The sequence below is a fragment of the Amycolatopsis pretoriensis genome, from assembly GCF_900107925.1.
GTDB lineage: Bacteria > Actinomycetota > Actinomycetes > Mycobacteriales > Pseudonocardiaceae > Amycolatopsis > Amycolatopsis pretoriensis.
In genome coordinates this window covers 186241-210991 of record NZ_FNUJ01000013.1, presented here as the reverse complement: position 1 = coordinate 210991, position 24751 = coordinate 186241, and the positions used below count along the sequence as shown (strand labels likewise).

Sequence of the window (24751 nt, the reverse complement as noted above, 5' to 3'; positions counted from 1 at the left end):
GCTCAGGCGTTCGAGCCCCGGAATTGTCGGTGCCCCGGCCTAACGTCGCAGGCGAGGTCCCGATCCGAGGAGGAGAGATGACGATTTCCATGCTGGGCAACGAAATCACGGTGCGCGGGGAGTTCGACCTGGCCGCGGCGGCGAGGTTCTTGACCGGCTTCGCGCCGGCCGGGCAGCCGGAGGCGGAACCCGGCGCGCTCCGGGTGGCGTTCCCCCTCGACGGCGAGTGGACACCGGTGGGAGCGGTGCTGCGCCAGAGATCGCCCGGCGAGGTGTCGGTCGAGGTCCACGGGCCGCCTGCGTCAGCGGAGGCGGTGGTAGCGCAGGTGACGAGGCTGTGCTCACTCGACGTCGACGGCACCGGCTTCCGCGAGGTCGCCGAACGCGACCCGGTGGTGTCTCTGCTGCAAGGGTTGCACCCGGGGTTGCGCCCGGTGCTGTTCGCGTCCCCGTACGAGGCGGCGTGCTGGGCGGTGCTGAGTCATCGCATCTGGATGACGCAGGCGGTCCGCTTGCGCCGGCGCCTGGCCGAGCGCCACGGAACGGAGGTCGAGGTCGGCGGCAGCGTCCTGACGTCGTTCCCGGCGCCCGCGGTGCTGGCGAAGCTCGAGTACCTGCCGGGCTTGTCGGGCGCCAAGATGCAGCGCTTGCGAGCGATAGCGGAAGCAGCCGCCGACGGCCTGCTCGATGCGGCGTCACTGCGCTCGATGCCGGCGGACGAGGCACTGAAACGGCTGCAAGTCCTGCCCGGGGTGGGCAAGTTCAGCGCGGAGCTGATCCTGATCCGTGGCGCGGGCCACCCGGACGTGTTCCCGAGGGCGGAGACGCGTCTGCACGAGATCATGCGGGAGGCCTACCACCTTCCGGACGCGAGCGTGGAGGAGCTGGCGGAGATCGCCGAGACGTGGGCGCCGTTCCGGAGCTGGGCGTCGTTCCTGTTCAGGGTGGAGGGAGAGGCCCGGATGAGGGAGTCGCGTTGAGCTGACGGCTTGCGTGGCGCCGTCGCTCGGCCAGGGCGCCCCCTCGCTGGTCGCTCGTGTCGGCTACGCGCTCGTTCCGGCTTGGATCCGAGCCCGGTTCGATTCCGGCGGCCGCGTTCCCACCTCGCGTGGGCCCGGCGGCGCGGCTCTCGCGTCGGTGATCAAGCGCGCTGTCGGCCAACGCACCACCGAAGCCAGACCACGATCCCCAGGAAGGAGACCGCATCGACCCCTTACCCGAAGCCGCGAAACCGCGAGCGGTGGGGACTCACCGTAGCCAGATGTCGCCTGTGGTGAGGTGTCCGGGTGAGCTCGCCCGTTCATCTCGCGTTCGGTGCTGCCCTCCGTGCGGCCGCCACCACTCCGTCGCTGATCGAGCAGGCCCAGGCCCCTGCCGTGATCACCCTGGTCGCCGGTGGCTTGGCGCTGCTGGTCGTGATCGTCGGCGGTACTCCCTGGCGGCTGGCGCGCAACGGCGTCACCATCGTGCACGAGGCCGGGCACGCGCTGGCCGCCGTGCTCGTCGGGCGGCGGCTGCAGGGCATCAAGCTGCACTCGGACACCTCGGGCGTCACCGTCTCGCGCGGCAAGCCCGAAGGGCCGGGCATGGCCTTCACCGCGATGGCCGGGTACCTGGCGCCGTCCGTGCTGGGGCTGCTGTTCGCCAGCCTGCTGGGTGCCGACCTGGCCGGGACCGTCCTCGTCCTGATCGCGCTGCTGCTGCTCGGCGTGCTGGTGATGGTGCGCAACGCCTACGGGGTGTTCACCGTCGTCGCCAGCGCCGCCGTGCTCGCGCTGGTCGCGTTCGTCGCGCCGGTCGAGGTGCAGGCTCCGTTCAGCTACCTCGTGACGTGGTTCCTGCTGTTCGGCGGCGTGCGGCCGGTGGCCGAGCTGCAGGTCAAGCGGCGGCGCGGCCAGGCCCGCGACTCCGACGCCGACCAGCTGGGCCGGCTCACCGCGGTGCCGCCGGTGCTGTGGGTGCTGGTCTTCGCCGTCGCGACGATCAGCTGCCTGATCGCCGGTGCGCTGTGGCTGCTGGAGCCCGTGGCCGCCTAGCCACGCCCATGCGGCAAACTGGTCTCTCGCTGGTCCGCGCGGAGGGAGACGAACGATGGACGAGGTCGCCAAGGCCGTGGAGGAGTGCGCACGGGCGGCGAAGCTGGCCGCGCCGTCGCTCGCCGCCGCGAGTGCCGAGGCCGTCGACGCCGCCCTGACCGGGATGGCCGAACGGCTGCTCGCCCATCGCGACGAGATCCTCGAGGCGAACCAGGCCGACGTCGAGCGCGCGAAGGCCGAGGGGATGAGCGCCGGTCTGCTCGACCGGCTCACCATCACCCCGGAGCGCCTGACCGGCATGGCCGAGCAGCTGCGGCTGCTCGCCGGCGCCCCGCACCAGGAGCGTTCGGTCGACGTGTCCACCCTGGACGGCGGGCTGAAGCTGGTCGAGCGGCGACGCCCGGTCGGCGTCATCGGCGCGAACTACGAGGCGCGGCCGAACGTGACCGTCGACGTGGCGTCGCAGCTGGTCAAGTCGCGCAACGGCGGCGTGCTGCGCACCGGCTCGGCCGCGCTCGGCTCGGCTCAGCGGCTGCGCGAGGTCGTCATCGCCCCGGCGCTGACCGAGGCCGGCATCGACGCCGACTGCGTCCAGCTGGTGCCGCGGGTGGAGCGTGAGGCGGCGTCCGCGCTGGTCCGGCTGCCGGACCTGGTCCCGCTGGTGATCCTGCGCGGCAGCGGCGACAGCACCCGGGCGCTGGCCACGGAGGCGGCCGTCCACGGCGTGCGCACGCTCGCCCACGCCGACGGCGGCGGTGTCCTGTACGTCGACCGCGGCGCGGACGTCACGAAGGCGCGTGACCTGGTCTTCGCGAGCCTCGACCGGCTGGGGGTGTGCAACCGGCTGAACCTGCTGCTCATCCACGAGGGCATCCACGACGACGTCTGGCCGGGCATCGCCGACGCGCTGGCCGAGCGCGGGGTGACGCCGTCGCTGGCCCCGCACGAGCACGCGATCGGCTACGAGTGGGCGCTGGACTCCGACCGCGAGGCGACGGTGACGGTGGCCAAGGTCGGCGCGCTCGCCGACGCGGTCGAGATCGCCAACGAGCAGACCTCGGGCCTGGCGGCGGGCATCGCGACGGAGGACACGTCGGCCGCAGAGGCGTTCTTCGACGGCTACACCGGCACGGGCGTGTTCTGGAACGCCCCGACCCGCCTCCTCGACGGCTTCAAGCTGCTCGCGGTCCCGGAAACCGGCATCAACCTGGACAAGGTGCCGGGGCCCCGCGGCCCGGTGACGTACACGGACCTCTACGTCCGCCAGTACGCGGTCCTGCCCGCCTGACCCGGCGCAGGAGAGGTCGGCGGCTCGGCCGGCGGCGAGCCACGGCCGGTAGTCGGAGGCGGCCGGCTCGGTGGGCGACCCGTGGCCGGCGTCCGGAAGCGCCCCCGGCTCGCCCACCTGACCCCGGCGACAGGCTGCCCGGGCGGCGTGTCGTGCCCGGCTAGATCGTCGGCCCCATACCGGCCAGGCGGCGGAGTTCCTTCACCGTGTCCGCCGTGTTCCGGACCAGCTCCGTTCCCTCGGCCACCTCGCCCGCGTACCGGTAGATCGCCGTCGGGCCGTCGCTGATCGCTATGGCCGCCACCAGGCGGCCCTCCGGGTCGCGGGTGAGTCCGGTCGTCACCGACACCTCGCGGCCGACCGTGTCGACCGTGGTCAGCGTCCGCTCCTTGTACCAGCCTCGCGTTGTCATGTTCAGAAAGCTCCGGGGGATGGGCTCGACAGGGATACGTCGTGAGACGCCCGGATCATCGAAGGCGTTACGGCATACTGGGCCGGGTGATCACCCGGCCGCACGTCCTGCTGTCCGCCGCGCAGTCGCTGGACGGCTTCCTCGACGACACCTCGCCCGAACGGCTGGTGCTGTCCACTGAGGACGACTTCGCCGTCGTGGACCGGTTGCGCGCCGAGGCCGATGCGATCTTCGTCGGGGCCGGGACCGTGCGGGCCGACAACCCGCGGCTGCTCGTCCGGTCGCCGGAGCTGCGGGGGCAACGTCTCGAACGAGGGAAGCCCGAACAGCCCCTCAAAGTCACCGTGACCACGCGCGGCCTTGATCCGGACGCGCAGTTCTTCACCGTCGGGGACACCGAAAAGATCGTCTACGCGCCGCCCGGGACCGCTGACGCGCTCAAGCACGTCGCCACCGTCGTCGATGCCGGGGATCCGTCCGACTTCGGGCGCGTCCTGGACGACCTCGGTGCGCGCGGTATCGAACACCTGCTGGTCGAGGGCGGCGGCGGGATCCATACCCGGTTCCTCACCGAAGGTCTCGCCGACGAACTGCGGCTCGCGATCGCGCCGTTCTTCGTCGGGCAGCCGGACGCGCCGCGGTTCGTCGGGCCCGGGCTCTACCCGCGTCCGCTGGTCCTCACCAGTGTCGAAGAACTGCAGGGCATGGCCATCCTCCGGTACCGCGCGGCGCCCGAGCCGACCGGCCGGGACGTCGCGCGCCTGCGGGAAGCTATCGCGCTCGCGGCCGAATGCCCGCCGAGTCACACCTTCCGGGTCGGTGCCGTCATCACCGACGCCGACGGCGAAGTCGTCGCGACCGGGCATTCCGGTGAGGGCGACCCGCTCAACCACGCCGAAGAGGCCGCGCTCGCCAAGTGCGCCGGCGACCCGCGGCTGGCCGGCGCGACGATGTACAGCTCACTCGAGCCGTGCAGTAACCGCAGCTCCCACCCGCGCAGCTGCACGCGGCTGATCCTCGACGCCGGGATCCCGCGGGTCGTCTTCGCGTGGCGCGAGCCACCCGTCTTCGTCGACGCCCGGGGGACCGAGCTGCTGCGCGAAGCCGGGCGGCACGTCGTGGAGGTTCCCGCGCTGACCCCGGAGGTCCAGCGCGAGAACACCCACCTCACCTTCTGAACCTCAGCAGGCGCCGTTGTCCTGCCAGACGCCCCATTCGCCGGTGGTGCCGGGCTCTTCGCCCTGCGTCCACCACTTGGCCGTCCACTTGTGGCTGTTGTGCGAGACGACGTTGTCCTTGACGTAGACCTTCGTCCGGTCCCACTCCGCCGCGGTGCAGGAGCCGCCGCCCGGGGTGGTCGGGGTCGTCGTCGGCTGGGTCGGCGTCGTCTGCGGCGGGGTCGCGCCGGCGAACCGGACGCTGAACTTCGTGAAGTCCCAGTCGTTCTGCGGGACGTTGCTGCAGACGCCGTTGTCGGTCGTCCCGACGCACGCGCGGTCGCGGTTGACCGACCAGAACGTGAAGCGGCCGAGGCCGTGGCTGGTGGCGTAGTCGTAGACCGTCTGGAAGTCCGCCGTGTAGAACATCTCCGCGGCGTCCGACTTGCCGTTCATGCCCGAGAAGCCCTCGTGCGAGTACGCGGTCGCGCTGTCCCAGCCCATGTGAGACATGAGCAGGCCGTGCAGTGCCTCCAGCGCCGACACCTGCGACGAGCCGCCGTTGAAGCCGCCGTCGAACGGCATGATCGAGAAGTTGTTGGGCGTGAAGCCGATCGACTTCGCCTGGTCGATCAGCTGCGTGCCGAACCAGCCGGTGCCGGCCGCGGTGCCCGGCATGGTCACCGACACGAAGAGGCCGGGGTTGTTGGCCTGCAACGTCTTCGCCGCGCCGAGCTCGTTCGCGATGGCCGCGGTGTTCTCGTACTCGGGCTCTTCGAGGTCGAAGTCGATGGCCTTGAGCGAGTACTTCGTGATGACCTGCTGGTACGCGGCGGCGGTCGCGGCCACGTTCCCGCAGGTCTGGCCGAGCTTCGTGCCGCCGTAGCCGCCGACGGACACCGAGACGTCGCCGCCGTTGGACCGGATGCGCGAGATCACGTTCGCGACGGTGGTGTCGGAGGAGACCGCGTTGGTGCCGTCCCAGGTCGGGCTGCAGCCGCCGCCGTTGGGCGCCAGGATGAACGCCAGCTGGAACGCCTTGAGCCCGGTCGCGTTCATCACGGTGATCGGGTCGGGCGGGTTGTTGCTCACGGGCATCAGGTAGGGCGCGGCGGCGTACCAGTTGTTGCTCAACGCCGCGGTGGCCGACGGCGCACCGAGCACGAGGCTCACGGCGGTGGCGGCGAAAGTGGCGGCGGCGAGCCCGATGGCGGCCAGTCTGCTTCGGCGCATGATCTGTCCTCCCGGTGGGGTTCGAGGGTGGACAAACTATTGGACTAGACCATTGATGAAGTCAAGACGCGAAGGTCGGATAGGGGCGAGCGGCGGGCGAAAAGCGCCGTAATATCCGATATTGGTCGGCGGAAAGGCAACACGCGGGTGAGCCGGACCGCGATCGACGCGGCGGCCGAGCGGGAGAGTACGGCGGTGAGCGGTTCCGCGCGCGCCGAGCGCCGGTGGACTGCCCGCTCGTCCGGCGGTGTTGCCCGCGAGTCTTCAAGCCGCGGGAAGCGACACGACGACCACCAAGCCACCCTCCGGGCGCGCCGTCGCGACGACTTCCCCGCCGTGCGCGTGCGCCACCGAGCGCACGATCGACAATCCCAGCCCCGCGCCGTCCGCCGCCACCCTGGCCCGCCGGTGGAACGGGTCGAACAGCGCCGGCACCTCGGCCGGCGGGATCACCGGGCCGCTGTTGGCCACCGCCAGCTCCACCCGTCCCGGCAGCGACCGGGTCGTCACGCGCACCCACCCTTCGGGGACGTTGTGGCGGAGGCCGTTCTCCACCAGGTTGTGCGCGAGCCGCTCCAGCATCAGCGCGTCGCCCAGCGCCGTCGCCTCGCCGAGGTCCGCGCGCACCTCCGGCGGCACCACGTGCGCGACCACCGCCGCCAGATCCACCGGACAGCGCTCGGTCAGCGCGCTCTCCGAACGGGCCAGCAGCAGCAACCCGCTGATCAGTTTCTCGTGCCGGGCGTTGATCTCCAGCAGCTTGCCGCCGAGCTGCCGGACGTCGTCCGAGGCCGTGCGGCGGTGCATCGCCACCTCGACCAGCGATCGGTTCAGCGTCAACGGCGTGCGCAGCTCGTGCGACGCGTTCGCGACGAACCGGCGTTGCGCGTCGAACGAGCGGTCGAGGCGTTCGACCATCACGTCGAACGCGTCGGCGAGGTCCTTCACCTCGTCGTCCGGGCCGCGCAGGGCGATCCGCGCGTGGCCACCCGGGTCGGCCGCCGCCGCGATGCCGCGCGCGGTGTCGGTCACCTGCCGCAACGGTGCCAGCGCGCGGCCCGCCACCAGCCAGCCCAGCCCGGCCGCCAGCACCGCCACCGCGCCGAGCGCGATCGCTCCCTGCGTCAGCAGCGACGTCACCGCCGCCGCACGCACCTGACGCGCCTGCTCGTCGAGCGCCTCGATCGAAGGCAGCGTGGGCAGTCCCGGCGGCGGGCTGCCCGAAATGACCGTGACCCGCCGGCCGACCTGCTGGGTGAACAGCAGGTACGTCACGCCCAGCAGCACGCCGCCCGCCAGCAGGAACAGGCCGCCGTGCAGCACGGTCAGCCGCAGCCGGAGGCTCACCGGAGCCGGTAGCCGACGCCGGTGACCGTCTCCACCAGCGGCGGGTCGCCGAGCTTGCGGCGCAGCTTGAGGATGGTGAGCCGGATGGCGCCGGTGAACGGGTCGGCGTGCTCGTCCCACACCTTCTCCAGCAGGTGTTCGGCGGACACGGTGGCGCCGTCGGCGCGCAGCAGCTCGGCGAGCACGGCGAACTCCTTTTTGGACAGGGGGAGGTAGCGCCCGTCGCGGAACACCTCGTGCCGCGCCGGGTCGAGCGTCACGCCGGAGCGGCGCAGGACCGGCGGCGCGGCCGGCCGGCAGCGCCGTCCCAGCGACTGGATCCGCGCGGCCAGCTCGGGGAACGCGAACGGCTTCGTCAGGTAGTCGTCGGCGCCGAGGGACAGTCCCGCGACGCGGTCGGTGACCTCGACGGCCGCGGTGAGCATCAGCACCCGCGTCGCCGCTTCGGACGCGACGACCCGCCGGCAGACGTCGTCGCCGTGCACGACCGGCAGGTCCCGGTCGAGCACGACGACGTCGTAGTCGTGGACGGCGATCCGGTCGAGCGCGGCGCCGCCGTCGCGGGCGACGTCGACCGCGTGCGACTCGTCGCGCAGCCACTCCGCGATCGCGTCCGCGAGCATCGGCTCGTCCTCCACCACCAGCACCCGCATGCCCCGATGATCGCGGCGCCGGTGTTTCCTCGCCGTTAGCGGCACCGGTAGAGCGTGTCCGGGCCGCCACCGCCGTACGCCGCGGGGTCGACGGCCGTGCAGTGCCCTTCGATCCAGCGCTGACGTTCGGCCTGAGCCGGGCTGGGCGGCGGTCCCGGCCGGGGTCCCGCGCCGCTCAGCACGAACCGCAGCTGGCCCTCGGCGAGCCAGCGGTCGAGCTGCGTGACGGACGGCGCGTTGTCGCGGCCGCCGAAGCCGCCCATGCCGATCACGGTCGCGTCCGAGTCGATCAGGTACGGCGCCACCGCGCCGGCCTCGGCGTTCACGGCCAGGGTGATCTCGGTGCCGGCGCGGCGGGCGTAGTCGAGGATGCGCCGCTGCTCGTCCGACAGCGTGGCGGTGCCGTCGCCCCCGGACAGCATGATCCGGGGCCGGGGTCCACCGGGTGAAAGCGGCGGCGGCGCGCCCGGACCGGTGGCGGGGCCGGCGGCGGGCAGCGTCCCGGCCGACGTGCTCCGCGCGGCGGCGTACGACCAGACGGCGGGGGTGAGCAGCAGCGGCACGAGCGTCGCGACGAGCGCACGTCGGTCTGGTGCGACGACCAGCCACGCGATCGCGACGACGGCGGTGCCGATGACGGCCCAGCGCGTCCAGCCGTAGAACGACGTGTCGCGCGAAGCGAGGACGAACGCCCAGGCCGCGGTCAGCGCGACGACCGCGGGGAGCAGGGTCCGCCGGTGCCGGCGCCACAGCAGCGCCAGTCCGGCGGCGGAGACCGCGGCGACGGCGGGCGCCATCGCCGTCGTGTAGTACGGGTGCCAGATGCCGCCGGCGGAGCTGAAAACCACGGTGGTCACGAGCAGCCAGCCGCCCCAGAGCAGCCAGCCGGCGTCGCGCCACCGGCGGCCGAGGACGACCAGGACCAGCAAGCAGAGTGGCAGCAGCCACGAGATCTGGCCGCCGACGAGGTCGTTGAACATCCGGCCCGGGCCGGGGTCGCCGCCGAAGGACGACATCGTCTGCTGCCCGTCGCGCATGATCATCATGCCGCCGCCCTCGCCGTCGCCGGAGAGGCGGCCGAAGCCGTTGTAGCCGAAGACGAGGTCCCACGCGGAGCCGTCTTCGCTGCCGCCCATGTAGGGCTTGGCGCCGGGCCACCAGTCGTACAGCGCGATCCACCAGAACGAGGAGACGACGAGCACGAGGCCCGCACCGAGGACGTCGAGCAGCCGGCGCTTGAGCGGGCCCTTCGTTCCGGCGAGGTAGGCGGCGACCAGGGCGGGGACGATGATCCACGCCTGCAGCATCTTGGTGAGGAAGCCGCAGCCGACGAAGAAGGCGCACCACCACAGCCAGTGCCGGCCGTCCCGAAGGGCGCGGGTGAGCGCGTACGCGGCGGCGACGAGGAAGAGGACGAGCAGGGTGTCGGGGTTGTTGTCCCGGTTGATGATCACGGTGACGGGCGTCAGCGCGAGAATGGCGGCGGCGAGGAGGGCGACGTTTTCGCCGGCCCAGATCCGGACGGTGCGGTGCAGCAGGAACACCGCGGCGACGCCTTCGAGGACTTGCGGGAGCAGCAGGGCCCAGCCGTGGTAGCCGAAGGCGAGGACGGAGAGCGCTTGCGGCCACAGGGCCATCGGCGGTTTGTCGACCGTGACGACGCCGTAGGGATCGAAGGAGCCGAAGAGGAAGTCGGTGAAGCTGCCGGTCATCGACTTGACGGCGGCCGAGTAGTAGGTGTTCCCGAGCTGGCCGTCGCCGATCTTCCAGGCGTAGAGCAGGGCGGCGCCGAGACAGACGAGGGGAAGCGCCCAGGGACGGGTTTTCGGAGGGGCGGCGGTGATCATGACCGCCACCCAACTCCGGCCCCCGTTTCCCGGGCGTTTCCAGGTTAGGGTGACGAGGGTGACCACCCCCGGCGATCTGCCCCGCACCCCGTTGTCGCGCCTGCTGGACGAGATTTCGTGGGAGGGCCGGTCGGTCGTCAAGTACCGGGACGGCGGCCGCGGCAAGGAGAACGTGCTCACCGCGGAGGTCCTCACAGCTCTGGACTACTTGCCGCGTAGTGCTTACCTCGGCAACGTTCTCCGCCACGCGCACGGCGCCGCCGCCGCGGTCGCCTGTGCCGCCGATGAGGCCGAAAACGCCGAGATCGTTTTCTTACCCGACGAGTACGTGCTCAGTCGCACGGCCCGCGGGAAGGCCGAGCTGATCGTGCAGCCGGATGCGACCATCACCACTCCGAGCAGCCTGGTCCTGGTCGAGGCGAAAGCCATCCGCGCCGGTAGTTTCGGACCGGAGCAGCTGGCGCGCGAATACTTCGCGGTCACTGCCGCCGCGGGAGAGCGCACGCCGCTGTTGCTGCTTGTCCTCGGCACCGCGCCGCCGGTCGCGATCCGGGGGCGGAGCGGACGGTTCGGGGTCGCCGAGGCGGTCGCCGCGAACCTTGAAGCCGTTTACGCCAAGGCAGGTCCGCACCCGTGGCCGCTCGATGAGCTGCGAGCTCGGGTGCCGGAATCCTGCGCCTGGCTGACGTGGGCCGAGGTAGCCGACCTCGTCACCGCGGAACACGCGCGAGGCCGGCACTCCGGGACGTTCGCCGCCGGAACCGTCGACCGCCTTGTCGGCACGGTCGGCCGGGCCGTCCGATGGCACGGCTAGTCACTCCGACTCGAGGTCACCTTCCAGCGACAGGTACACCTCGCGCATCTTCTCCAGCAGCGAGGGGTCCGGCTCCTCCCACAGCCCCCGGTCCGCGGCCTCGTTCAACCGCTCCACGATCCCGCGCAACGCCCACGGATTGGCCTGCCGCAGGAACTCCTGGTTCACCTCGTCCAGCACGTACGACTCGGTCAGCTTCTCGTACATCCAGTCACCGACGACACCCGCCGTCGCGTCGAAGCCGAACAAGTAGTCCACTGTGGCCGCCAGCTCGAACGCTCCCTTGTAGCCGTGGCGGCGCATCGCCGCCAGCCAGCGCGGGTTGACCACTCGAGCCCGGAACACGCGGGCCGTCTCCTCGCCCAGCGTTCGCGTGCGGACCGCGTCCGGGGACGTGCTGTCGCCCACGTACGATGCCGGGGCCGTGCCCGTCAACGCCCGGACCGTCGCGATCATCCCGCCGTGGTACTGGAAGTAGTCGTCCGAGTCCGCGATGTCGTGCTCGCGCGTGTCCGTGTTCTTCGCCGCCACCACGATGCGCTTGTACGAACTCTCCATGTCCTCGCGCGCCGGGCGGCCGTCCAGGTCCCGGCCGTACGCGAACCCGCCCCAGACCGCGTACACCTCCGCCAGATCCTTGTCGTCGCGCCAGTTCCCGCTGTCCATCAACGGCAACAGGCCCGCGCCGTACGCTCCCGGCTTCGAACCGAAGATCCGGGTCGTCGCCCGGCGGGCGTCGCCGTGGGAAGCCAAGTCGGCAGCCACGTGCGCCTTGACGAAGTTCTCCGATGCAGGTTCGTCCAACGAGGCCACCAGGCGGACGGCGTCGTCGAGCAGCGTGATCACGTGCGGGAACGCGTCGCGGAAGAAGCCGCTGATCCGGATCGTCACGTCGATGCGGGGCCGGCCCAGTTCCGGCAGCGGAATCGCTTCGATGCCCGTCACCCGCCGCGAAGCTTCGTCCCACACCGGCTGGACCCCCAGCAACGCCAGGACTTCCGCCGCGTCGTCGCCGGATGTGCGCATCGCCGACGTTCCCCACACCGACAACCCGACCGAGCGCGGCCAATCGCCGTTGTCCTCGCGATACCGGCGCAGCAGCGAGTCCGCCAGCGCTTGCCCGGTCTCCCACGCCAGCCGGCTCGGGATGGCCTTCGGGTCGACCGTGTAGAAGTTGCGGCCCGTCGGCAGGACGTTCACCAGTCCGCGCAACGGCGACCCGCTCGGCCCCGCCGGGATGTACCCGCCGTCCAATGCGTGCAGCACCGCGTCCAGCTCCGCGGACGTCCCCGCGAGCCGCGGGACGATTTCCGTGGCGGCGAACGAAAGCACGCGGGCGACCTCGGCGTCCGGCGCCACCGACGCGACCGCGGTGGGGTCCCACGAACGCATCTCCATCGTCTGGACCAGTTCGCGCGCCGTCTTCTCGACCGCGTCCACATCGGACAGTGGCGCGTCTTCCTTCAGTCCCAATGCAGACCGCAGGCCCGGCACCGCGCCCTGCTTGCCGCCCCACATCTGCTGCGCCCGCAGCATCGCCAGCACCAGGTTGACGCGCGCTTCGCCCGTCGGCGCCGAACCCAGGACGTGGAGCCCGTCGCGGATCTGGGCGTCCTTGACCTCGCACAGCCAGCCGTCGATGTGCAGCAGGAAGTCGTCGAACTCCGCGTCGTGCGGACGCTCGCCGACGCCGAGGTCGTGGTCCAGCTTCGCCGCCTGGATCAACGTCCAGATCTGGGCGCGGATCGCCGGCAGCTTCGCCGGGTCCATCGCCGCGATGTTCGCGTGCTCGTCGAGCAGCTGCTCCAGCCGCGCCAGGTCGCCGTAGGACTCCGCGCGCGCCATCGGCGGGATCAGGTGGTCGACGATCGTCGCGTGCGCCCGCCGCTTCGCCTGCGCGCCCTCGCCCGGGTCGTTGATCAGGAACGGGTAGACCATCGGCAGGTTCCCGAGGACGGCGTCCGGCGCGCACGACGCCGACAGTCCGGCCGTCTTGCCCGGAAGCCATTCGAGCGACCCGTGCTTGCCCAGGTGGACCACGGCGTGCGCGCCGAACTCCTCCTCCAGCCAGCGGTAGGCGGCCAGGTAGTGGTGGCTCGGCGGCAGGTCGGGGTTGTGGTAGATCGCGACCGGGTTCTCGCCGAACCCGCGCGGCGGCTGGATCATGATGATCACGTTGCCACTCTGCAGCGACGCCAGCACGATGTCGCCGTTGTCGACGTACAGCTCGCCCGGCGCCGGACCCCAGTGCTCCTCCACCCCCGAACGCAGCTCCGCGGGCAGCGCGTCGAACCACTCCTGATAACGCGCCGCCGGGACGCGGATCGGGTTGCCGGACAGCTGTTCCTCGGTCAGCCACTCCGGGTCCTGCCCGCCGGCGGCGATCAGCGCGTGGATGAGCGCGTCCCCGTCGGGTTGGTCGGTACCGGTCGGGTCGACGCCGGGGAAGGCGTCCGGTCCGAGGTCGTACCCCGAAGAGCGCATCCGCCGCAGCAGCTCGATCGCCGACGCGGGCGTGTCCAGCCCGACCGCGTTGCCGACGCGAGAGTGCTTCGTCGGGTACGCCGACAGCATCAAGGCAATACGCCGGGAAGCCGGCGGCGTGTGCCGCAGCCGGGCGTGCGCCAGCGCGATGCGGGCGACGCGGGACGCGCGCTCGGCGTCCGGCACGTACCGGGGGAGTCCGTCCTCGTCCAGCTCCTTGAACGAGAACGGCACCGTGATCAGCCGTCCGTCGAACTCCGGGACGGCCATCTGGTTGCCGGCGTCGAGCGGCGAAAGGCCGTCGTCGTTGGCCGCCCACGTCTCGCGGTCGCTGGTCAGGCACAGCGCCTGCAGGATCGGGACGTCGAGCGCGGCCATCTCGGCGACGTCCCACGCCTCGTCGTCGCCGCCGGCGCCGACCTCGGACGGCCGCGTGCCGCCCGCCGCGAGCACCGTGACCAGCAGCGCGTCGACCTTCCCCAGCTCCGCCATCATTTCCGGCTCGCGCGTCCGCAGCGAAGCACAGTAGATGGGCAACGCGCGCCCGCCCGCCGCTTCGATCTCGTCGGCGAGGGCGTGCACGAAGTTCGTGTTCCCGGACAGGTGGTGTGCCCGGTAGTACAGGATTCCGATGACCGGGCCCTCCGAGCGGGACGGCCGCTCGAGAACGCCCCACGAGGGCTGCTGGGCGGGCGGCTCGAAGCCGTCGCCGGTCAGCAGGAGCGTGTCGGAGAGGAACCGGTGCAGCTGCGTGAGGTTCGCCGGGCCGCCCTGCGCCAGGTAGGCGTGGGCCTCGGCGGCGATGCCGATCGGGACGGTCGAGAGCTTCATCAGCTCGGCGTCCGGCGTCTGCTCCCCGCCCAGGACGACGACGTGTGCGCCCGACGCCCGCAGTGTGTCCAGGCCGTCCTGCCAGCTCCGCGGGGTGCCGAGGATGCGGACGACCACGATCTTCACGCCTTCGAGCAGCACCGGCAGCTCGGCGACGTCGATCCGCGACGGGTTCGCCAGCCGGTAGGAGCCCTCGGCCGAACGGGCGCTGAGCAGGTCGGTGTCCGAAGTGGACAGAAGCAGGATCACGAGGTTCCTCCTCGGGGTCCGCGCCCCGGGTAGACGGGCGCGCCGGCCGGAGTTCCTGGCTCACGGGGCCCCGACGTACTCCCTCCCTCGGAGGGGCAATCGGATACAGCGCTCCCCGATGACAGTGGCGGGACCGCCCCGGACTCTCACCGGGTTCCTCCACCTGCCGACGCGTGGGTATCGGCTCCACTCTCCGGTGCCGGTCGAGGTGCGTCAAGGTGACGTTGACCCGGCGCTCGGTAACCTGGCGGCTTGGACGCCTTCCTCCGCGGCTTCACCGCCGCCCAGTCGAGCCGCGGGCCCTACCGCCGGGCGACCGCGGCCGAGCTGGCCGCCGCCGAAGCCGGGTTCGCCGCGTTCCTCGACCAGGCCCCGCACGGCCTCGGCGAGCTGGGCTTTTCCGTCGACGGAGACAGCCTGGTCCACCAAGAACCGGGCTCCGACCGGGCCTGGGGCCTGTACGCCGTCGACCGGTCCGCGCCGCCGTCGCTGGTGGTCGAGGCGCCGCACGCCTCCTCCGACCTGCGCACCGAGCTGGTCGGCCTCGCGCTTTTCGAAAGAACGCCGGGCGCGATCCTCGCCGTCGGGGGCGCCCACCGCCGCCGGGAGGACCCCGCGCACGACACCGGGACCGTCTTCCACGTCGTGACCACGCTGCTGGCCCGGCGCGGCCTGCCCCAGGTCCAGCTGCACGGCTTCAACGACACGACCCTCACCACGGCGGACGTCGTGCTCTCGGCCGGCGCCGCCGAGGCCGGGGACGCCGCCCGCCGCGCGGCGGACCGCCTCGCCGAAGCCGGCTTCCGCGTCTGCCGGGCCTGGGAAGAGCCCTGCCGGGGCCTGGCCGGGACGACGAACGTCCAGAGCCAGGCCGCCGGCGACGCGCCGTTCCTGCACGTCGAGCTGAACCGGACCGTCCGGGAGGCCCGCCGCGACGACGTCGTCGCGGCGCTCGCCGAAGCCGACTTCACGAAGCCCTAGGCGGACTGCTCGCCCAGCCGCGGGAACGGTTTCGTCGAGAACAGGACCTCCACCGGGACCTCGAAGAACTCCGCGATCCGCAGCGCCACGAACAGGCTCGGGCTGTACTCGCCGCGTTCCAGGTAGCCGATCGTCTGGTAGTGCACGCCCAGCGCCTCCGCCAGCTGGCGGCGCGAGATCGACCGCTCCGCGCGCAGCATCGCGATCCGGTTGTAGACGACCTCACTCATTCGCTACCCCACACGCTGCATGGCCTTCTCCCGCCGTTCGGCCACCGACGATCCCGCTTCCCGCCGCGCCATGCGGCGCAGCAGCACCGGGGCCAGGGCCAATCCGATCACGGACCACGCCACCAGCACGCCGAGGGTCGGCAGTGGCCGCCACGACTGGCCGATCTCGACGACGACCGCGCTGTCCGGCAGCAGCGCCGAGCGCATCCCGAGGCCCAGCCAGTACATCGGGAACACCTGCGCGACGCCCTGGACCCAGCTCGGCAGCGCCGTGACCGGGTAGAAGATCCCCGAGATCGCGCCCATTCCCATGATCGGCAGCGTGATCAGCGCGATGGACCGCGGGCTGTTGGTGAGCGAGCCCAGCGCGGCCCCGAGCGGCAGCGTCGCGACCAGCCCGATCGCCAGCACCCACAGCAGGTGCAGGTACGACCAGACGCCGTCGGCGGCCAGCGAGTCGAACAGGAACAGGCACGGGACCAGCACCAGCAGGATCCCGGCGACCTGCGCCATCGCCACCGCCGTCGTCTTGCCGACCAGGTAGCCGAGCATGCCGTTCGGCGTCGCCTTCGCCCGCAGCAGCGTGCCGTCCTCGCGGTCGATCGCGAGGTAGCCCGCCGTGCTGTTCAGGCCGTTGAACACGATCCCGGCGCCGAGCACGCCCGGCACGGTGGCCGCACCGAGTGAGAAGCCGGTGCCGGGCAGGGTGGCGTTGCGCATGAAGAACAGCGCGCCGAGGAAGAGCGCGACGAAGACGAACTGGCCGACGACGTCGTCGCGGTTGGTCCAGGTCTGCTTGAACTCGATCCAGCCGCGGGCCAGCCCGGCTCGCAGCGCGGCGGTCCTGGCGTTCATCGCGCACCCGCTTCCTGGAGGCCGAGCTCGGTCTCGCCGCCGGCTTCCGCGCGGTGGACCAGCGTCATGTAGGTGTCCTCCAGCGAAGCCCGCCGCACCTCGAGGTCCGAGACGGCGTCGCCGTGCTGCTTGAACAGGTCGTAGACGTACTTCGTCGCTTCGGTCGTCGAGTGCACGAAACGCTGGCCGTCGAGCGTCCAGCGGACCTCGGCCTCGCCGGAGATCTGCCGGGACAGCGCGTCGGCCGAGCCGTCGGCGATGATGCGGCCGCCGTTGAGGATGAGGATCCGGTCGGCCAGCTTCTCGGCCTCGTCGAGGTCGTGCGTGGTCAGCAGGATCGTCGTGTCCAGCTCGTCGGACAGCCGGTGCACCAGGTCGTGGAACTCGCGGCGCGCCTCCGGGTCGAAGCCCGCGGTCGGCTCGTCGAGGAACAGCAGCTCGGGCCGCCCCACGATGCCGATCGCGACGTCGAGCCGGCGCCGCTGACCGCCGGACAGGGTCTTGAGCTTCTTGTGCGCGTGCTCGGTGAGCCCGACGGCCGCGATCAGCTCGTCGGCGTCCCACGGCCGCGGGTGCGTCTCGGTCGAGTACGGCGCGTAGTAGCGGCCGAGGTGCGCGAGCAGCTCCCGGACGCGCCACTTCCCGTGGTCGCGCCAGGACTGGAGCACGACCCCCAGCCGGGCTCGCCAGTCCTCGCCGCCGTGCGCCGGGTCGACGCCCAGGACGTCGACCTCGCCCGCCGACCGCATCCGGAACCCCTCCAGGATCTCGATCGTCGTCGTCTTGCCCGCGCCGTTCGGCCCGAGCAGGCACACGACCTCACCCCGGTACGCCTCGAACCCGACGTCGTGGAGCACGTCGTTCGCGCCGTAGCGCATCCGCAGCCCGCGCACGCGGACCACGGGAACAGCTGGATCTCTCATCGCGCCAACCCCCATCGGACTGATGCGATCGAATGTAGCACACCTACTACATTCGATCAGAGTTCTGCTGCGCCGGGAACTTGACCGGCGGTCACCCGGTTCGCCGGGCATGGGTACCTGGCTGGGGCTGGCTCTTCCGGGCGGCGTCGTGATCCTGCTGGTCATGGCCGCGATCGAACTGCGTCCGCGCAAGAGCGGCTCGCGCTTCAAGGCGCGGCTGTCCGCGACGTACATCGAGGAGACGACCGCGTTCCTCTACGGCACCAAGCGGCGTGAGCTGGAACACCGGGAAACGATGTCGATGCTCGTCGAGCAGGACGCCGAGGGCGCGCCTCCCTGGCGTGACGTGGACTTGGACGCCGGGATCGCCCGGATCCGGCCGCGTTCGGGCCCGCCGGAGCCGGAAAACCGCCAGCTACAGTGACCCCATGCCAACCCCCGCGCGTGTGCGAGCCGACGCGTGCCCGGGTGTTTTCGCACCCCACGACGCCGCCGACGGCCCGTTGGCCCGCGTCCGGCTGCCCGGCGGTGCGGTTTCCGCGGCGCAGCTGCGCGCGCTGGCCGACTGCGCCGAAGCATGCGGCGACGGCGACCTCCACCTCACCTCGCGCGGCAACGTCCAGCTGCGCGGCGTCACCCGGCCCGGCCTCGCGGCGCGGCTGACCGACGCGGGCCTGCTGCCTTCGCCGTCGCACGAGCGGGTCCGGAACGTCCTCGCGTCGCCGTTGAGCGGGGTGCGCGGCGGGCTCGCCGACGTCCGGGGGCTGGCCCGCGACCTCGACGCCGTCCTCTGCGCGACCCCGGAACTCGCTTCGCTGCCGGGCCGGTTCCTCTTCGCCTTCGACGACGGCCGCGGTGACGTCGCCGGCGAAGGCGCCGACGTCTGCTGGCGGGCCACCGGTTCGTCCGAGGGAACCCTGCTGCTCGCGGGCGGCGACACCGGACGGCCGGTGACCCGCGCGGACGCCGTCGCCGTGCTGGCCGAGGTCGCGCTGGAGTTTCTGCGCGTGCGCGGATCGGCTTGGCGGGTCGCGGAACTCGACGACCCGGCCTGGCGGGGAACGCCGGTGCCACGGCTCCCGGCGGACATCCCGGCGGGCCTGATCGAGAGCGGCGGCGGTTTCGCGGCGGTCGTCAAACCGCGCTTCGGGCAGCTTTCGGCGGCCCAGGCCCGGGCGCTGGCGGGGTTCGGGCCCGCGCTGGTCACGCCGTGGAAGTCCGTCGTGCTCCCGGACGTGCCCGCCGACGTCTTCGAACGGCTGGGGTTCGGCGGGGCCGAACTGGGGACGAGCGCGTGCATCGGCCGGCCGGGCTGCGCGAAGTCCCGCGCCGACGTGCGGGCCGACGCCGTCTTCCGGCCGGGCCTGCGCGTGCACTTCTCGGGCTGCGAACGGCGGTGCGGGAAGCCGTCGCAGTCCCATGTGGACGTTGTCGCCGAAGCGGGGGGCTACCGCATCGACGGCCGCTGGGTGCCGCTCGACGAGATGGAAGGGAAGCTGTGATCGACTACCTGCGGGACGGTGCCGAGATCTACCGGCACTCGTTCGCCACGATCCGCGAGGAGGCGGACCTGGCGATCCTGCCCGACGACGTGGCGGGCCTGGCGGTCCGGATGATCCACGCCTGCGGCATGGTCGATCTGGTCGACGACCTGCGCTACACGCTCGACGTCGTCGAGTCCGGCCGCGCGGCGCTCGAGGCCGGCGCGCCGATCCTGTGCGACGCGCAGATGATCGCCAGCGGCATCACGCGGCGTCGCCTGCCCGCGGGCAACGAAGTGATCTGCACGCTCTCGGACCCGAGCGTGCCGGGGCTCGCCGAGCGGATGGGCACCACGCGCTCGGCCGCGGCGCTGGAACTGTGGCGCGACAAGCTGCCCGGCTCGGTCGTGGCGATCGGCAACGCGCCGACCGCGCTGTTCCGCCTGCTGGAGATCCTCGACGAAGGCGTCGGTGCACCCGCGGCGGTCATCGGCGTCCCGGTCGGGTTCGTCGGCGCGGTGGAGTCCAAAGTGGAGCTCGCCAAGCAGGCCCCGGCGCCCTACCTCGTGGTGCACGGACGACGTGGTGGCAGCGCGATGGCCGTCGCCGCGATCAACGCCCTCGCGAGCGCCGAAGAATGACCGGAACCCTGTACGGCGTCGGGCTCGGCCCCGGCGACCCGGAACTGATGACGGTCAAGGCCGCGCGGCTGATCTCCGAGGCGTCGGTGATCGCGTACCACTGCGCGCGGCACGGCCGGAGCATCGCGCGCTCGGTCGCCGAGCCGTACCTGCGCGAGGGGCAGGTCGAGGAGAAGCTCGTCTACCCGGTCACGACCGAGACGACCGACCACCCCGGCGGGTACGAAGGCGCGATCGCCGATTTCTACGAGCTGAGCGCGAAGCGGCTCGCCGAGCACCTCGACGCCGGCCGCGACGTCGTCCTGCTCTGCGAAGGCGACCCGTTCTTCTACGGCTCGTACATGTACATGCACGAGCGGCTTTCCGGCCGCTTCGAGGCGGTCGTCGTGCCCGGCGTGACGTCGGTGAGCGCGGCGTCGTCGGTGCTCGGCCGGCCGCTGGTCCAGCGGGACGAGGTCCTGACGGTGCTGCCGGGCACGCTGCCGGCGCCGGAACTGGCCCGGCGGCTCGCGGACACCGACGCGGCCGCGGTGCTGAAGCTGGGGCGCACGTTCGGCTCGGTGCGGGAGGCCTTCGCCGAGGCCGGGAAGCTGGACGACGCCGTTTTCGTCGAGCGCGCGACCTGGGAACGGCAGCGGGTCGAGCCCTTGGGTGAAGTGGATCCCGCGTCGGTGCCGTACTTTTCCTTGGCGTTGCTGCCTTCCCCGGCCTACGCGTCCCGGGTTTCGCCCGCACCCGCGGCCGCCGCGGTGCCGGCCGGCTCGGGCGAAGTCGTGGTCGTCGGCCTGGGCCCGGCGGGCCCGGAGTGGCTGACGCCCGAGGCCGCTGCGGAGCTTTCCGCGGCCGAGCACGTCGTCGGGTACGGCCCCTACGTCGCGCGGGTGCCGCAGAAGGCGGGTCAGCAGCGGCACGCGTCCGGCAACCGCGTGGAGGCGGACCGGGCTCGCGAGGCGCTGGAGCTGGCGGCCGGCGGTGCCCGGGTGGCGGTGGTGTCCTCGGGCGACCCCGGGGTCTTCGCGATGGCGTCGGCGGTGCTGGAGCAGGTGTCCGCCGGCCACGGCGCCGGGGTGCGCGTCCGGATCGTCCCGGGCGTGACGGCGGCCCAGGCGGCGGCGTCCCGGGTCGGCGCGCCGCTGGGCCACGACTACTGCGTGCTCTCGCTGTCCGACCGGCTCAAGCCGTGGGAGATCATCGAGAAGCGCCTCGACGCGGCGGCCGCGGCGGACCTGGTGCTGGCGCTGTACAACCCGGCGTCCCGCTCCCGGACGACGCAGCTCGCCGACGCACGTTCGGTGTTGCTGCGGCACCGCGCCGAGTCCACGCCGGTCGTGGTGGCGCGGGACGTCGGCGGTCCGGAGGAGGACATCCGCGTCACGACGCTGGGCGACCTCGATCCGTCCACAGTGGACATGCGTTGCCTGCTGATCGTGGGCTCGTCGCGGACCCGCGCGGAGAACGGGGTGGTGTGGACCCCGCGCAGCTACTGACGGCCGAGCTGGCGTTGCACCGCCGGGCGGCGATGGCGGGCGAGGCGGCGTCGGCGGCGGGAGTGCCCGGCCGCTTCCGCGCGTGGGAGCACGAGGGCGCGCTGGCGGTGCTGGCGACCGACCCCGCGCTCGCGTACCTGTCGACGGTGACCGGGGTGACGCCGGAGACGCTGCCCGGCGTGGCCGGGTTGCTGCGTTCGCCGGAGTGGGACGGCGTCCACCCGGCGGTCGTCGCCCCGGCCGGTCTGCGGGTGCCGGGACTGGTACCGGCGGGCGAGCGGTTCCTGGCCGTCCGCCGGCTGGAGCCCGCCCTGGCCTCGCCGCCGGAAGCGGCGGACGCGGAGGTGTTCCTGCGGGTCCTGCTGACCGGATTCGGGGTGAGCGGGCCGGTGGCGGAGTACATGGCCGCGGAACACCGGCTCCCGGTCATGCGGCGGTTCCTCGTGCGCGAGGGGGAGACGCCGATCGCCGCCGCGGGCATGACGATCGACGCCGGGGTCGCGATCCTCGGCGCGGCCTCGACCCTCCCGGAGTTCCGCGGCCGGGGAGCCCAGCCGAAGCTGCTGCGCCGCCGTCTCGAAGCGGCCGCGGCGGAAGGCTGCACCCTGGCGGTGGCGACGGCCCGTCCCGGCTCACCGAGCGTGGCGAACCTGGAGCGGGCCGGGTTCCACCTCCACCGTCGGACGGCCTGGACGAAGCCCTAGCGCGTCGGGTCCTTGCCGTTGGGCTGGCTCGGTCCCGGTCCCGGGGACCACCACCCCGGCACGGTCTTCTCCCCGTGCACCACGGTCGGTGCGATGCCCTCCGTGAACGGCTCGATCTGCAGCAGCTGGCCCCACGACTGGCTCGGCTGCCCGATCAGGTAGCTCGGCACCTCGGGCTCCTCGGCCAGCTCCTCCAGCCACCCGATCGGCCCGCCGTTCGTCGACGACGCCCACTGCGCCTCGTCCGCCAGGCCACCCGCCGTGATGCGGTACTCCGGGACCTGCGAGATCCCGTCGTGGGACGTCACCGGCTGGACGCACGGGTACACGAACGACGCCGGCCAGTCGACGTACACCGGCTTCGAGCCGATGCGGTCGGTCAACGTCGTGAACGTCGGGACGCGCGGGGCCGATGCCGCGATCCAGCCGTCCTCCGTGAGGTCGTTGTCGACGATGTTGATGCGGACCGCGTTCGTCTCCGCGGGGAGGTCGCGCAGGTTGATGCGCGTGTCGTTCCAGCCGCCCGTGCCCGAGCCCGGCGGGAGCATGAACTGGCTGCGCACGATCTTCACGCCCTCCGGCGTGTTGACGCCGTAGTCGAGGCTGACCGACGTCGGGCGCCGCGCGGCACCCGCCGTGGCCACCACGATCTGGCCGTCCGCCGGCTTCTCCGTCAGCGCGTACCAGTCGCTGCGCAGGCGGCCCGCGCGCGTCTCCGGGTCGAGGTAGCTCGACCACATCGGCACGGTCTCCGGCGTGAACCCGTGCGGCGGCTCGGCCAGCGGGTCCTTGTCGTCGACCGCGTGGGTGTGGAAGCCGGTCTGGACGCGGCCGTTGTCCTGGTCCGGGTTCGGCAGCGGGGAGTCGGTCTCCTTCGGCTTCTCCGCGACCGTCCGCTGCTCGGACTGCGGCCGCAGGATGCTCGTCGCCGCGTCGCGCTCGACCATCACGTGGTCGGACAGGTTGCAGCTCTTGCCGAACAGGTGCCCGACGTTCGCCGCGCCCAGGCTGTAGCTGCCGGACTGGTTGTGGATCGCCCACGCCATCGTGACGAACTCGCCCGCCGCCACCAGGCCGCAGACCACCACCAGCGACAGCGACCCGAGCCGCAGCGCGCGCAGCCGGCCTTCCTGCGGCTGGGCCGGCAGCCCCGGCCGGTGGGCGCGGACGTTCTCGACGAACGCGTAGATCCCGGCCACCGCGGCCGCGACCAGCAGGATCGTCGAGAGCGGGATGCCGCCGATCGACGGTGCCACGTTCGTCCACTGGACGCCGAGGCGGGAGACGAACCAGTAGGTGTTCGGCCCGGTCGCGGCGAGCGCGGCGACCACCAGCAGCGCCGCGAGGAAGGCCGCGCGGTTGCGTTTGGACCGCAGCACCGTCGAGCTGGTCGCGAGCGCGGCCAGCGCGGCCATCGAGGCGCCGACCGCGGCGAACGCGCCGAAGTGGTGCGTCCACTTCGTCGGCGTCAGGGCCAGGAGCAGGAAGAACAGCGCGGTCGTGCCGATCAGGCGGCGGGCAGGGCCGAGCGACGCGCCGGGGATGCGGCCGCGGCGCAGCAGCACCACCAGGCAGGTGGCCGTGCAGAGCACGACCAGCAGCACCGGGAACCGGCGCGGCGCCGAGCCGTCCGGCAGGCTCTCGAACAGCAGCTGGTAGCGCGCCAGCTCCTGGAACCACGACAGGTTCGGGCCGACCTGGGTCCGGATCCGGGTCGCCTCCTGGACGGTCGCGAACGTCTGGTCGGCGAACACGACGACCAGCACGAGCAGCCCGGCCGCGGCGATCGGCGCGAGCACCGGGAGCCAGCCGTTTTCGATCGCGCGCTGGCGGATCAGCTTGAACAGCGGGCGCGCGGCGACCAGGAACGGCGCCACCGCGATCAGCCCGGTCGGCGTCGCCGCCAGGGTGAACCCGGCCGCGGTCAGGCCGAGGCACATCGGCAGCAGCCGGCGCGTCACCAGCGTGCGCTCCACCGCGCAGATCGCCAGCAGCGAGCCGAGCGCGGCCACCGGTTCCGGGCGGACGCCGTTGTTGTAGGGCATCCACCAGATCAGGAACACCGTCGCCGCGGCCCAGCTGGCCGGGCGGCTGGTGCGGATCTGGGTGCCGAGGCGCGGCATCACCTCGCGGCTGATCAGCAGCCAGCTGAGCACGCCGAGCAGGAACGACGGCAGCCGGATCCACGGCGGCACCACGCTGACGTGCGCCATGAGCTCGAAGACGTGGTAGAACCAGCCGAACGGCGCCTCGGCGACCCCGAACCAGCGGTGGTAGTTCGTGAGGAACCCGGTCTGCTCGGTGACGCGGGCCATCGTGAGGATGTAGCCGTCGTCCGAGGTCACCGGCCCGATGAAGACCCACGCGCCGAGCGCGGTGATCACCGTCGCGTCGCGCATCGTCAGCCGCCACCAGCCGACCGGCGCCCAGCGCGGCGCGCGTCTCGCGGTGCCGGAGTCGCGGCGCCAGACCGCGATCATGCAGCCGATCAGCGACAGGATGGCGACCACGCCGACGCCGATCTTCAGCGCGGTCGGCGACGTCTGGTAGCGGGTGTCCGGCACGACCGAGACGTGTAGGCCGGCGATCGGGTCCTTGCTCGAGTTGATCGAGGAGTAGATGCCGACCACGCGGGGCCGGACGTCGCCGCCGGCGTGGAAGATCGGCGTCCCGGCCACGGCCAGGGTCATCTGCGTCGCGTCGACGTCCAGCTCGACGTCGCACTTCTCGGCGGGCAGCGGCTGCTGGGCGATCTGCTGGCCCTGGCTGGAGGCGAACAGCACGCCGTTGTCGACGCGCAGCTGCAGGCCGACGCCCTTGCCGGCGTTCGGGTCGGTGCGGCCGTCGGGCACGGTGGCGAACAGCAGGCCCGGGCCGTTCGTGCGCGTGTCGACCGAACGGATGGCCGCGCACGGCAGTTCGGCGCGCAGGTCCTGGGCCCAGTACCCGGTCAAGGGCGCGTTGACGGAGCGGGTGTCGCTGCCGGTCGGCCAGACGACCTCCGCCGTGTCCTGCACCACCGGCAGGAAGGGGAAAGCCAGCGCGCACAAGGCCGAGAGCAGCCCCAGCGCTACGGCAATCAGACGCATCGGCGCAAC

At 72.3% G+C, this 24751-nt stretch carries 21 protein-coding genes and 1 riboswitch; of the genes, 11 read left to right on the top strand and 10 right to left on the bottom strand.

Annotation, left to right across the window (positions count from 1 at the left end; genetic code table 11):
• The first annotated feature begins 77 nt into the window (after positions 1 to 77).
• The 3 genes from BLV96_RS43155 (at position 78) to BLV96_RS43145 (ending at position 3324) form a co-directional block, all read left to right on the top strand.
• The gene (locus tag BLV96_RS43155; RefSeq protein ID WP_086678195.1) at positions 78 to 980 is read left to right on the top strand and encodes a DNA-3-methyladenine glycosylase family protein; all 903 of its coding nucleotides are present in this window, start codon (positions 78 to 80) and stop codon (positions 978 to 980) included.
• A gap of 306 nt (positions 981 to 1286) precedes the next feature.
• Positions 1287 to 2036, top strand: coding sequence for a M50 family metallopeptidase (locus BLV96_RS43150; protein WP_086678194.1), 750 nt, complete (start codon positions 1287 to 1289; stop codon positions 2034 to 2036).
• A 55-nt stretch (positions 2037 to 2091) separates the two neighbouring features.
• Positions 2092 to 3324, top strand: a complete 1233-nt coding sequence (locus BLV96_RS43145) for an aldehyde dehydrogenase family protein (RefSeq protein WP_086678193.1) — start codon at positions 2092 to 2094, stop codon at positions 3322 to 3324.
• Between the two features lie 160 nt (positions 3325 to 3484).
• Here the strand turns inward: BLV96_RS43145 and BLV96_RS43140 are convergent, their stop codons facing one another.
• A complete protein-coding gene (locus BLV96_RS43140; protein WP_086678192.1) occupies positions 3485 to 3736 on the bottom strand; it encodes a hypothetical protein in 252 nt (83 codons plus the stop codon).
• Positions 3737 to 3822: 86 nt separating this feature from the next.
• Between BLV96_RS43140 and BLV96_RS43135 the strand changes: the two genes are divergently transcribed.
• The gene (locus BLV96_RS43135; RefSeq protein WP_086676513.1) at positions 3823 to 4914 is read left to right on the top strand and encodes a dihydrofolate reductase family protein; all 1092 of its coding nucleotides are present in this window, start codon (positions 3823 to 3825) and stop codon (positions 4912 to 4914) included.
• A gap of 3 nt (positions 4915 to 4917) precedes the next feature.
• Here the strand turns inward: BLV96_RS43135 and BLV96_RS43130 are convergent, their stop codons facing one another.
• The 4 genes from BLV96_RS43130 to BLV96_RS43115 form a co-directional block, all read right to left on the bottom strand.
• On the bottom strand, positions 4918 to 6126 hold the full coding sequence (locus tag BLV96_RS43130; protein ID WP_086676489.1) for a chitinase: 1209 nt from the start codon (positions 6124 to 6126) through the stop codon (positions 4918 to 4920).
• A gap of 264 nt (positions 6127 to 6390) precedes the next feature.
• A complete protein-coding gene (locus BLV96_RS43125) occupies positions 6391 to 7473 on the bottom strand; it encodes a sensor histidine kinase (RefSeq protein WP_086676490.1) in 1083 nt (360 codons plus the stop codon).
• Complete coding sequence (locus tag BLV96_RS43120) at positions 7470 to 8126, bottom strand: response regulator transcription factor (RefSeq protein WP_086676491.1); 657 nt, start codon at positions 8124 to 8126, stop codon at positions 7470 to 7472. The genes BLV96_RS43125 and BLV96_RS43120 overlap by 4 nt, the downstream gene beginning before the upstream one ends.
• A 35-nt stretch (positions 8127 to 8161) precedes the next feature.
• A complete protein-coding gene (locus BLV96_RS43115) occupies positions 8162 to 9973 on the bottom strand; it encodes an ArnT family glycosyltransferase (RefSeq protein ID WP_086676514.1) in 1812 nt (603 codons plus the stop codon).
• 58 nt (positions 9974 to 10031) lie between these two features.
• Here BLV96_RS43115 and BLV96_RS43110 point away from each other — a divergent pair, with 58 nt between their 5' ends.
• On the top strand, positions 10032 to 10787 hold the full coding sequence (locus tag BLV96_RS43110) for a hypothetical protein (RefSeq protein ID WP_086676492.1): 756 nt from the start codon (positions 10032 to 10034) through the stop codon (positions 10785 to 10787).
• Here the strand turns inward: BLV96_RS43110 and cobN are convergent, their stop codons facing one another.
• Positions 10788 to 14351 carry a cobaltochelatase subunit CobN gene (cobN, locus tag BLV96_RS43105; protein ID WP_086676493.1) on the bottom strand — a complete coding sequence of 1188 codons (3564 nt, stop codon included), beginning with the start codon at positions 14349 to 14351 and terminating at the stop codon, positions 10788 to 10790.
• Positions 14352 to 14400: 49 nt separating this feature from the next.
• Positions 14401 to 14511: riboswitch (cobalamin riboswitch) on the bottom strand.
• 92 nt (positions 14512 to 14603) lie between these two features.
• Here cobN and BLV96_RS43100 point away from each other — a divergent pair.
• The gene (locus BLV96_RS43100) at positions 14604 to 15332 is read left to right on the top strand and encodes a hypothetical protein (protein WP_086676494.1); all 729 of its coding nucleotides are present in this window, start codon (positions 14604 to 14606) and stop codon (positions 15330 to 15332) included.
• Here BLV96_RS43100 and BLV96_RS43095 read toward each other — a convergent pair.
• From BLV96_RS43095 to BLV96_RS43085, 3 genes are read right to left on the bottom strand one after another with little or no spacing between them, the layout of a single operon-like run.
• On the bottom strand, positions 15329 to 15562 hold the full coding sequence (locus BLV96_RS43095) for a helix-turn-helix transcriptional regulator (RefSeq protein ID WP_086676495.1): 234 nt from the start codon (positions 15560 to 15562) through the stop codon (positions 15329 to 15331). The two genes, BLV96_RS43100 and BLV96_RS43095, sit on opposite strands and share 4 nt — an antisense overlap.
• Positions 15563 to 15565: 3 nt before the next feature.
• Positions 15566 to 16417, bottom strand: a complete 852-nt coding sequence (locus BLV96_RS43090) for an ABC transporter permease (RefSeq protein ID WP_086676496.1) — start codon at positions 16415 to 16417, stop codon at positions 15566 to 15568.
• On the bottom strand, positions 16414 to 17340 hold the full coding sequence (locus BLV96_RS43085) for an ABC transporter ATP-binding protein (RefSeq protein ID WP_086676497.1): 927 nt from the start codon (positions 17338 to 17340) through the stop codon (positions 16414 to 16416). Before BLV96_RS43085 ends, BLV96_RS43090 begins: the two co-directional genes overlap by 4 nt.
• A gap of 109 nt (positions 17341 to 17449) precedes the next feature.
• Here BLV96_RS43085 and BLV96_RS43080 point away from each other — a divergent pair, with 109 nt between their 5' ends.
• The 5 genes from BLV96_RS43080 to BLV96_RS51380 are packed head-to-tail and all read left to right on the top strand — an operon-like array spanning position 17450 to position 21653.
• Complete coding sequence (locus BLV96_RS43080; RefSeq protein ID WP_086676498.1) at positions 17450 to 17764, top strand: DUF6191 domain-containing protein; 315 nt, start codon at positions 17450 to 17452, stop codon at positions 17762 to 17764.
• Between the two features lie 4 nt (positions 17765 to 17768).
• Positions 17769 to 18842, top strand: a complete 1074-nt coding sequence (locus BLV96_RS43075) for a precorrin-3B synthase (RefSeq protein WP_086676499.1) — start codon at positions 17769 to 17771, stop codon at positions 18840 to 18842.
• Positions 18839 to 19462, top strand: a complete 624-nt coding sequence (locus tag BLV96_RS43070) for a precorrin-8X methylmutase (protein WP_086676500.1) — start codon at positions 18839 to 18841, stop codon at positions 19460 to 19462. The genes BLV96_RS43075 and BLV96_RS43070 overlap by 4 nt, the downstream gene beginning before the upstream one ends.
• Positions 19459 to 20949 (top strand): precorrin-2 C(20)-methyltransferase, encoded by a 1491-nt coding sequence (locus tag BLV96_RS43065; RefSeq protein WP_086676501.1) that lies wholly within the window; start codon positions 19459 to 19461, stop codon positions 20947 to 20949. Before BLV96_RS43070 ends, BLV96_RS43065 begins: the two co-directional genes overlap by 4 nt.
• The gene (locus BLV96_RS51380; RefSeq protein WP_086676502.1) at positions 20928 to 21653 is read left to right on the top strand and encodes a GNAT family N-acetyltransferase; all 726 of its coding nucleotides are present in this window, start codon (positions 20928 to 20930) and stop codon (positions 21651 to 21653) included. The genes BLV96_RS43065 and BLV96_RS51380 overlap by 22 nt, the downstream gene beginning before the upstream one ends.
• On the opposite strand, the gene BLV96_RS43055 is transcribed toward BLV96_RS51380, so the two are convergent.
• A complete protein-coding gene (locus BLV96_RS43055) occupies positions 21650 to 24742 on the bottom strand; it encodes an arabinosyltransferase domain-containing protein (protein WP_086676503.1) in 3093 nt (1030 codons plus the stop codon). The two genes, BLV96_RS51380 and BLV96_RS43055, sit on opposite strands and share 4 nt — an antisense overlap.
• Between the last annotated feature and the right edge of the window lie 9 nt (positions 24743 to 24751).

Excerpts from the sequence above, each read along its gene's own strand:
- BLV96_RS43155 (WP_086678195.1), top strand. The coding sequence starts at position 78 with ATGACGATTTCCATGCTGGGCAACGAAATCACGGTGCGCGGGGAGTTC.
- BLV96_RS43145 (WP_086678193.1), top strand. The coding sequence starts at position 2,092 with ATGGACGAGGTCGCCAAGGCCGTGGAGGAGTGCGCACGGGCGGCGAAG.
- BLV96_RS43140 (WP_086678192.1), bottom strand. The coding sequence starts at position 3,736 with ATGACAACGCGAGGCTGGTACAAGGAGCGGACGCTGACCACGGTCGAC.
- BLV96_RS43130 (WP_086676489.1), bottom strand. The coding sequence starts at position 6,126 with ATGCGCCGAAGCAGACTGGCCGCCATCGGGCTCGCCGCCGCCACTTTC.
- BLV96_RS43120 (WP_086676491.1), bottom strand. The coding sequence starts at position 8,126 with ATGCGGGTGCTGGTGGTGGAGGACGAGCCGATGCTCGCGGACGCGATC.
- BLV96_RS43115 (WP_086676514.1), bottom strand. The coding sequence starts at position 9,973 with ATGATCACCGCCGCCCCTCCGAAAACCCGTCCCTGGGCGCTTCCCCTC.
- BLV96_RS43095 (WP_086676495.1), bottom strand. The coding sequence starts at position 15,562 with ATGAGTGAGGTCGTCTACAACCGGATCGCGATGCTGCGCGCGGAGCGG.
- BLV96_RS43090 (WP_086676496.1), bottom strand. The coding sequence starts at position 16,417 with ATGAACGCCAGGACCGCCGCGCTGCGAGCCGGGCTGGCCCGCGGCTGG.
- BLV96_RS43085 (WP_086676497.1), bottom strand. The coding sequence starts at position 17,340 with ATGAGAGATCCAGCTGTTCCCGTGGTCCGCGTGCGCGGGCTGCGGATG.
- BLV96_RS43080 (WP_086676498.1), top strand. The coding sequence starts at position 17,450 with ATGGGTACCTGGCTGGGGCTGGCTCTTCCGGGCGGCGTCGTGATCCTG.
- BLV96_RS43075 (WP_086676499.1), top strand. The coding sequence starts at position 17,769 with ATGCCAACCCCCGCGCGTGTGCGAGCCGACGCGTGCCCGGGTGTTTTC.
- BLV96_RS43065 (WP_086676501.1), top strand. The coding sequence starts at position 19,459 with ATGACCGGAACCCTGTACGGCGTCGGGCTCGGCCCCGGCGACCCGGAA.
- BLV96_RS43055 (WP_086676503.1), bottom strand. The coding sequence starts at position 24,742 with ATGCGTCTGATTGCCGTAGCGCTGGGGCTGCTCTCGGCCTTGTGCGCG.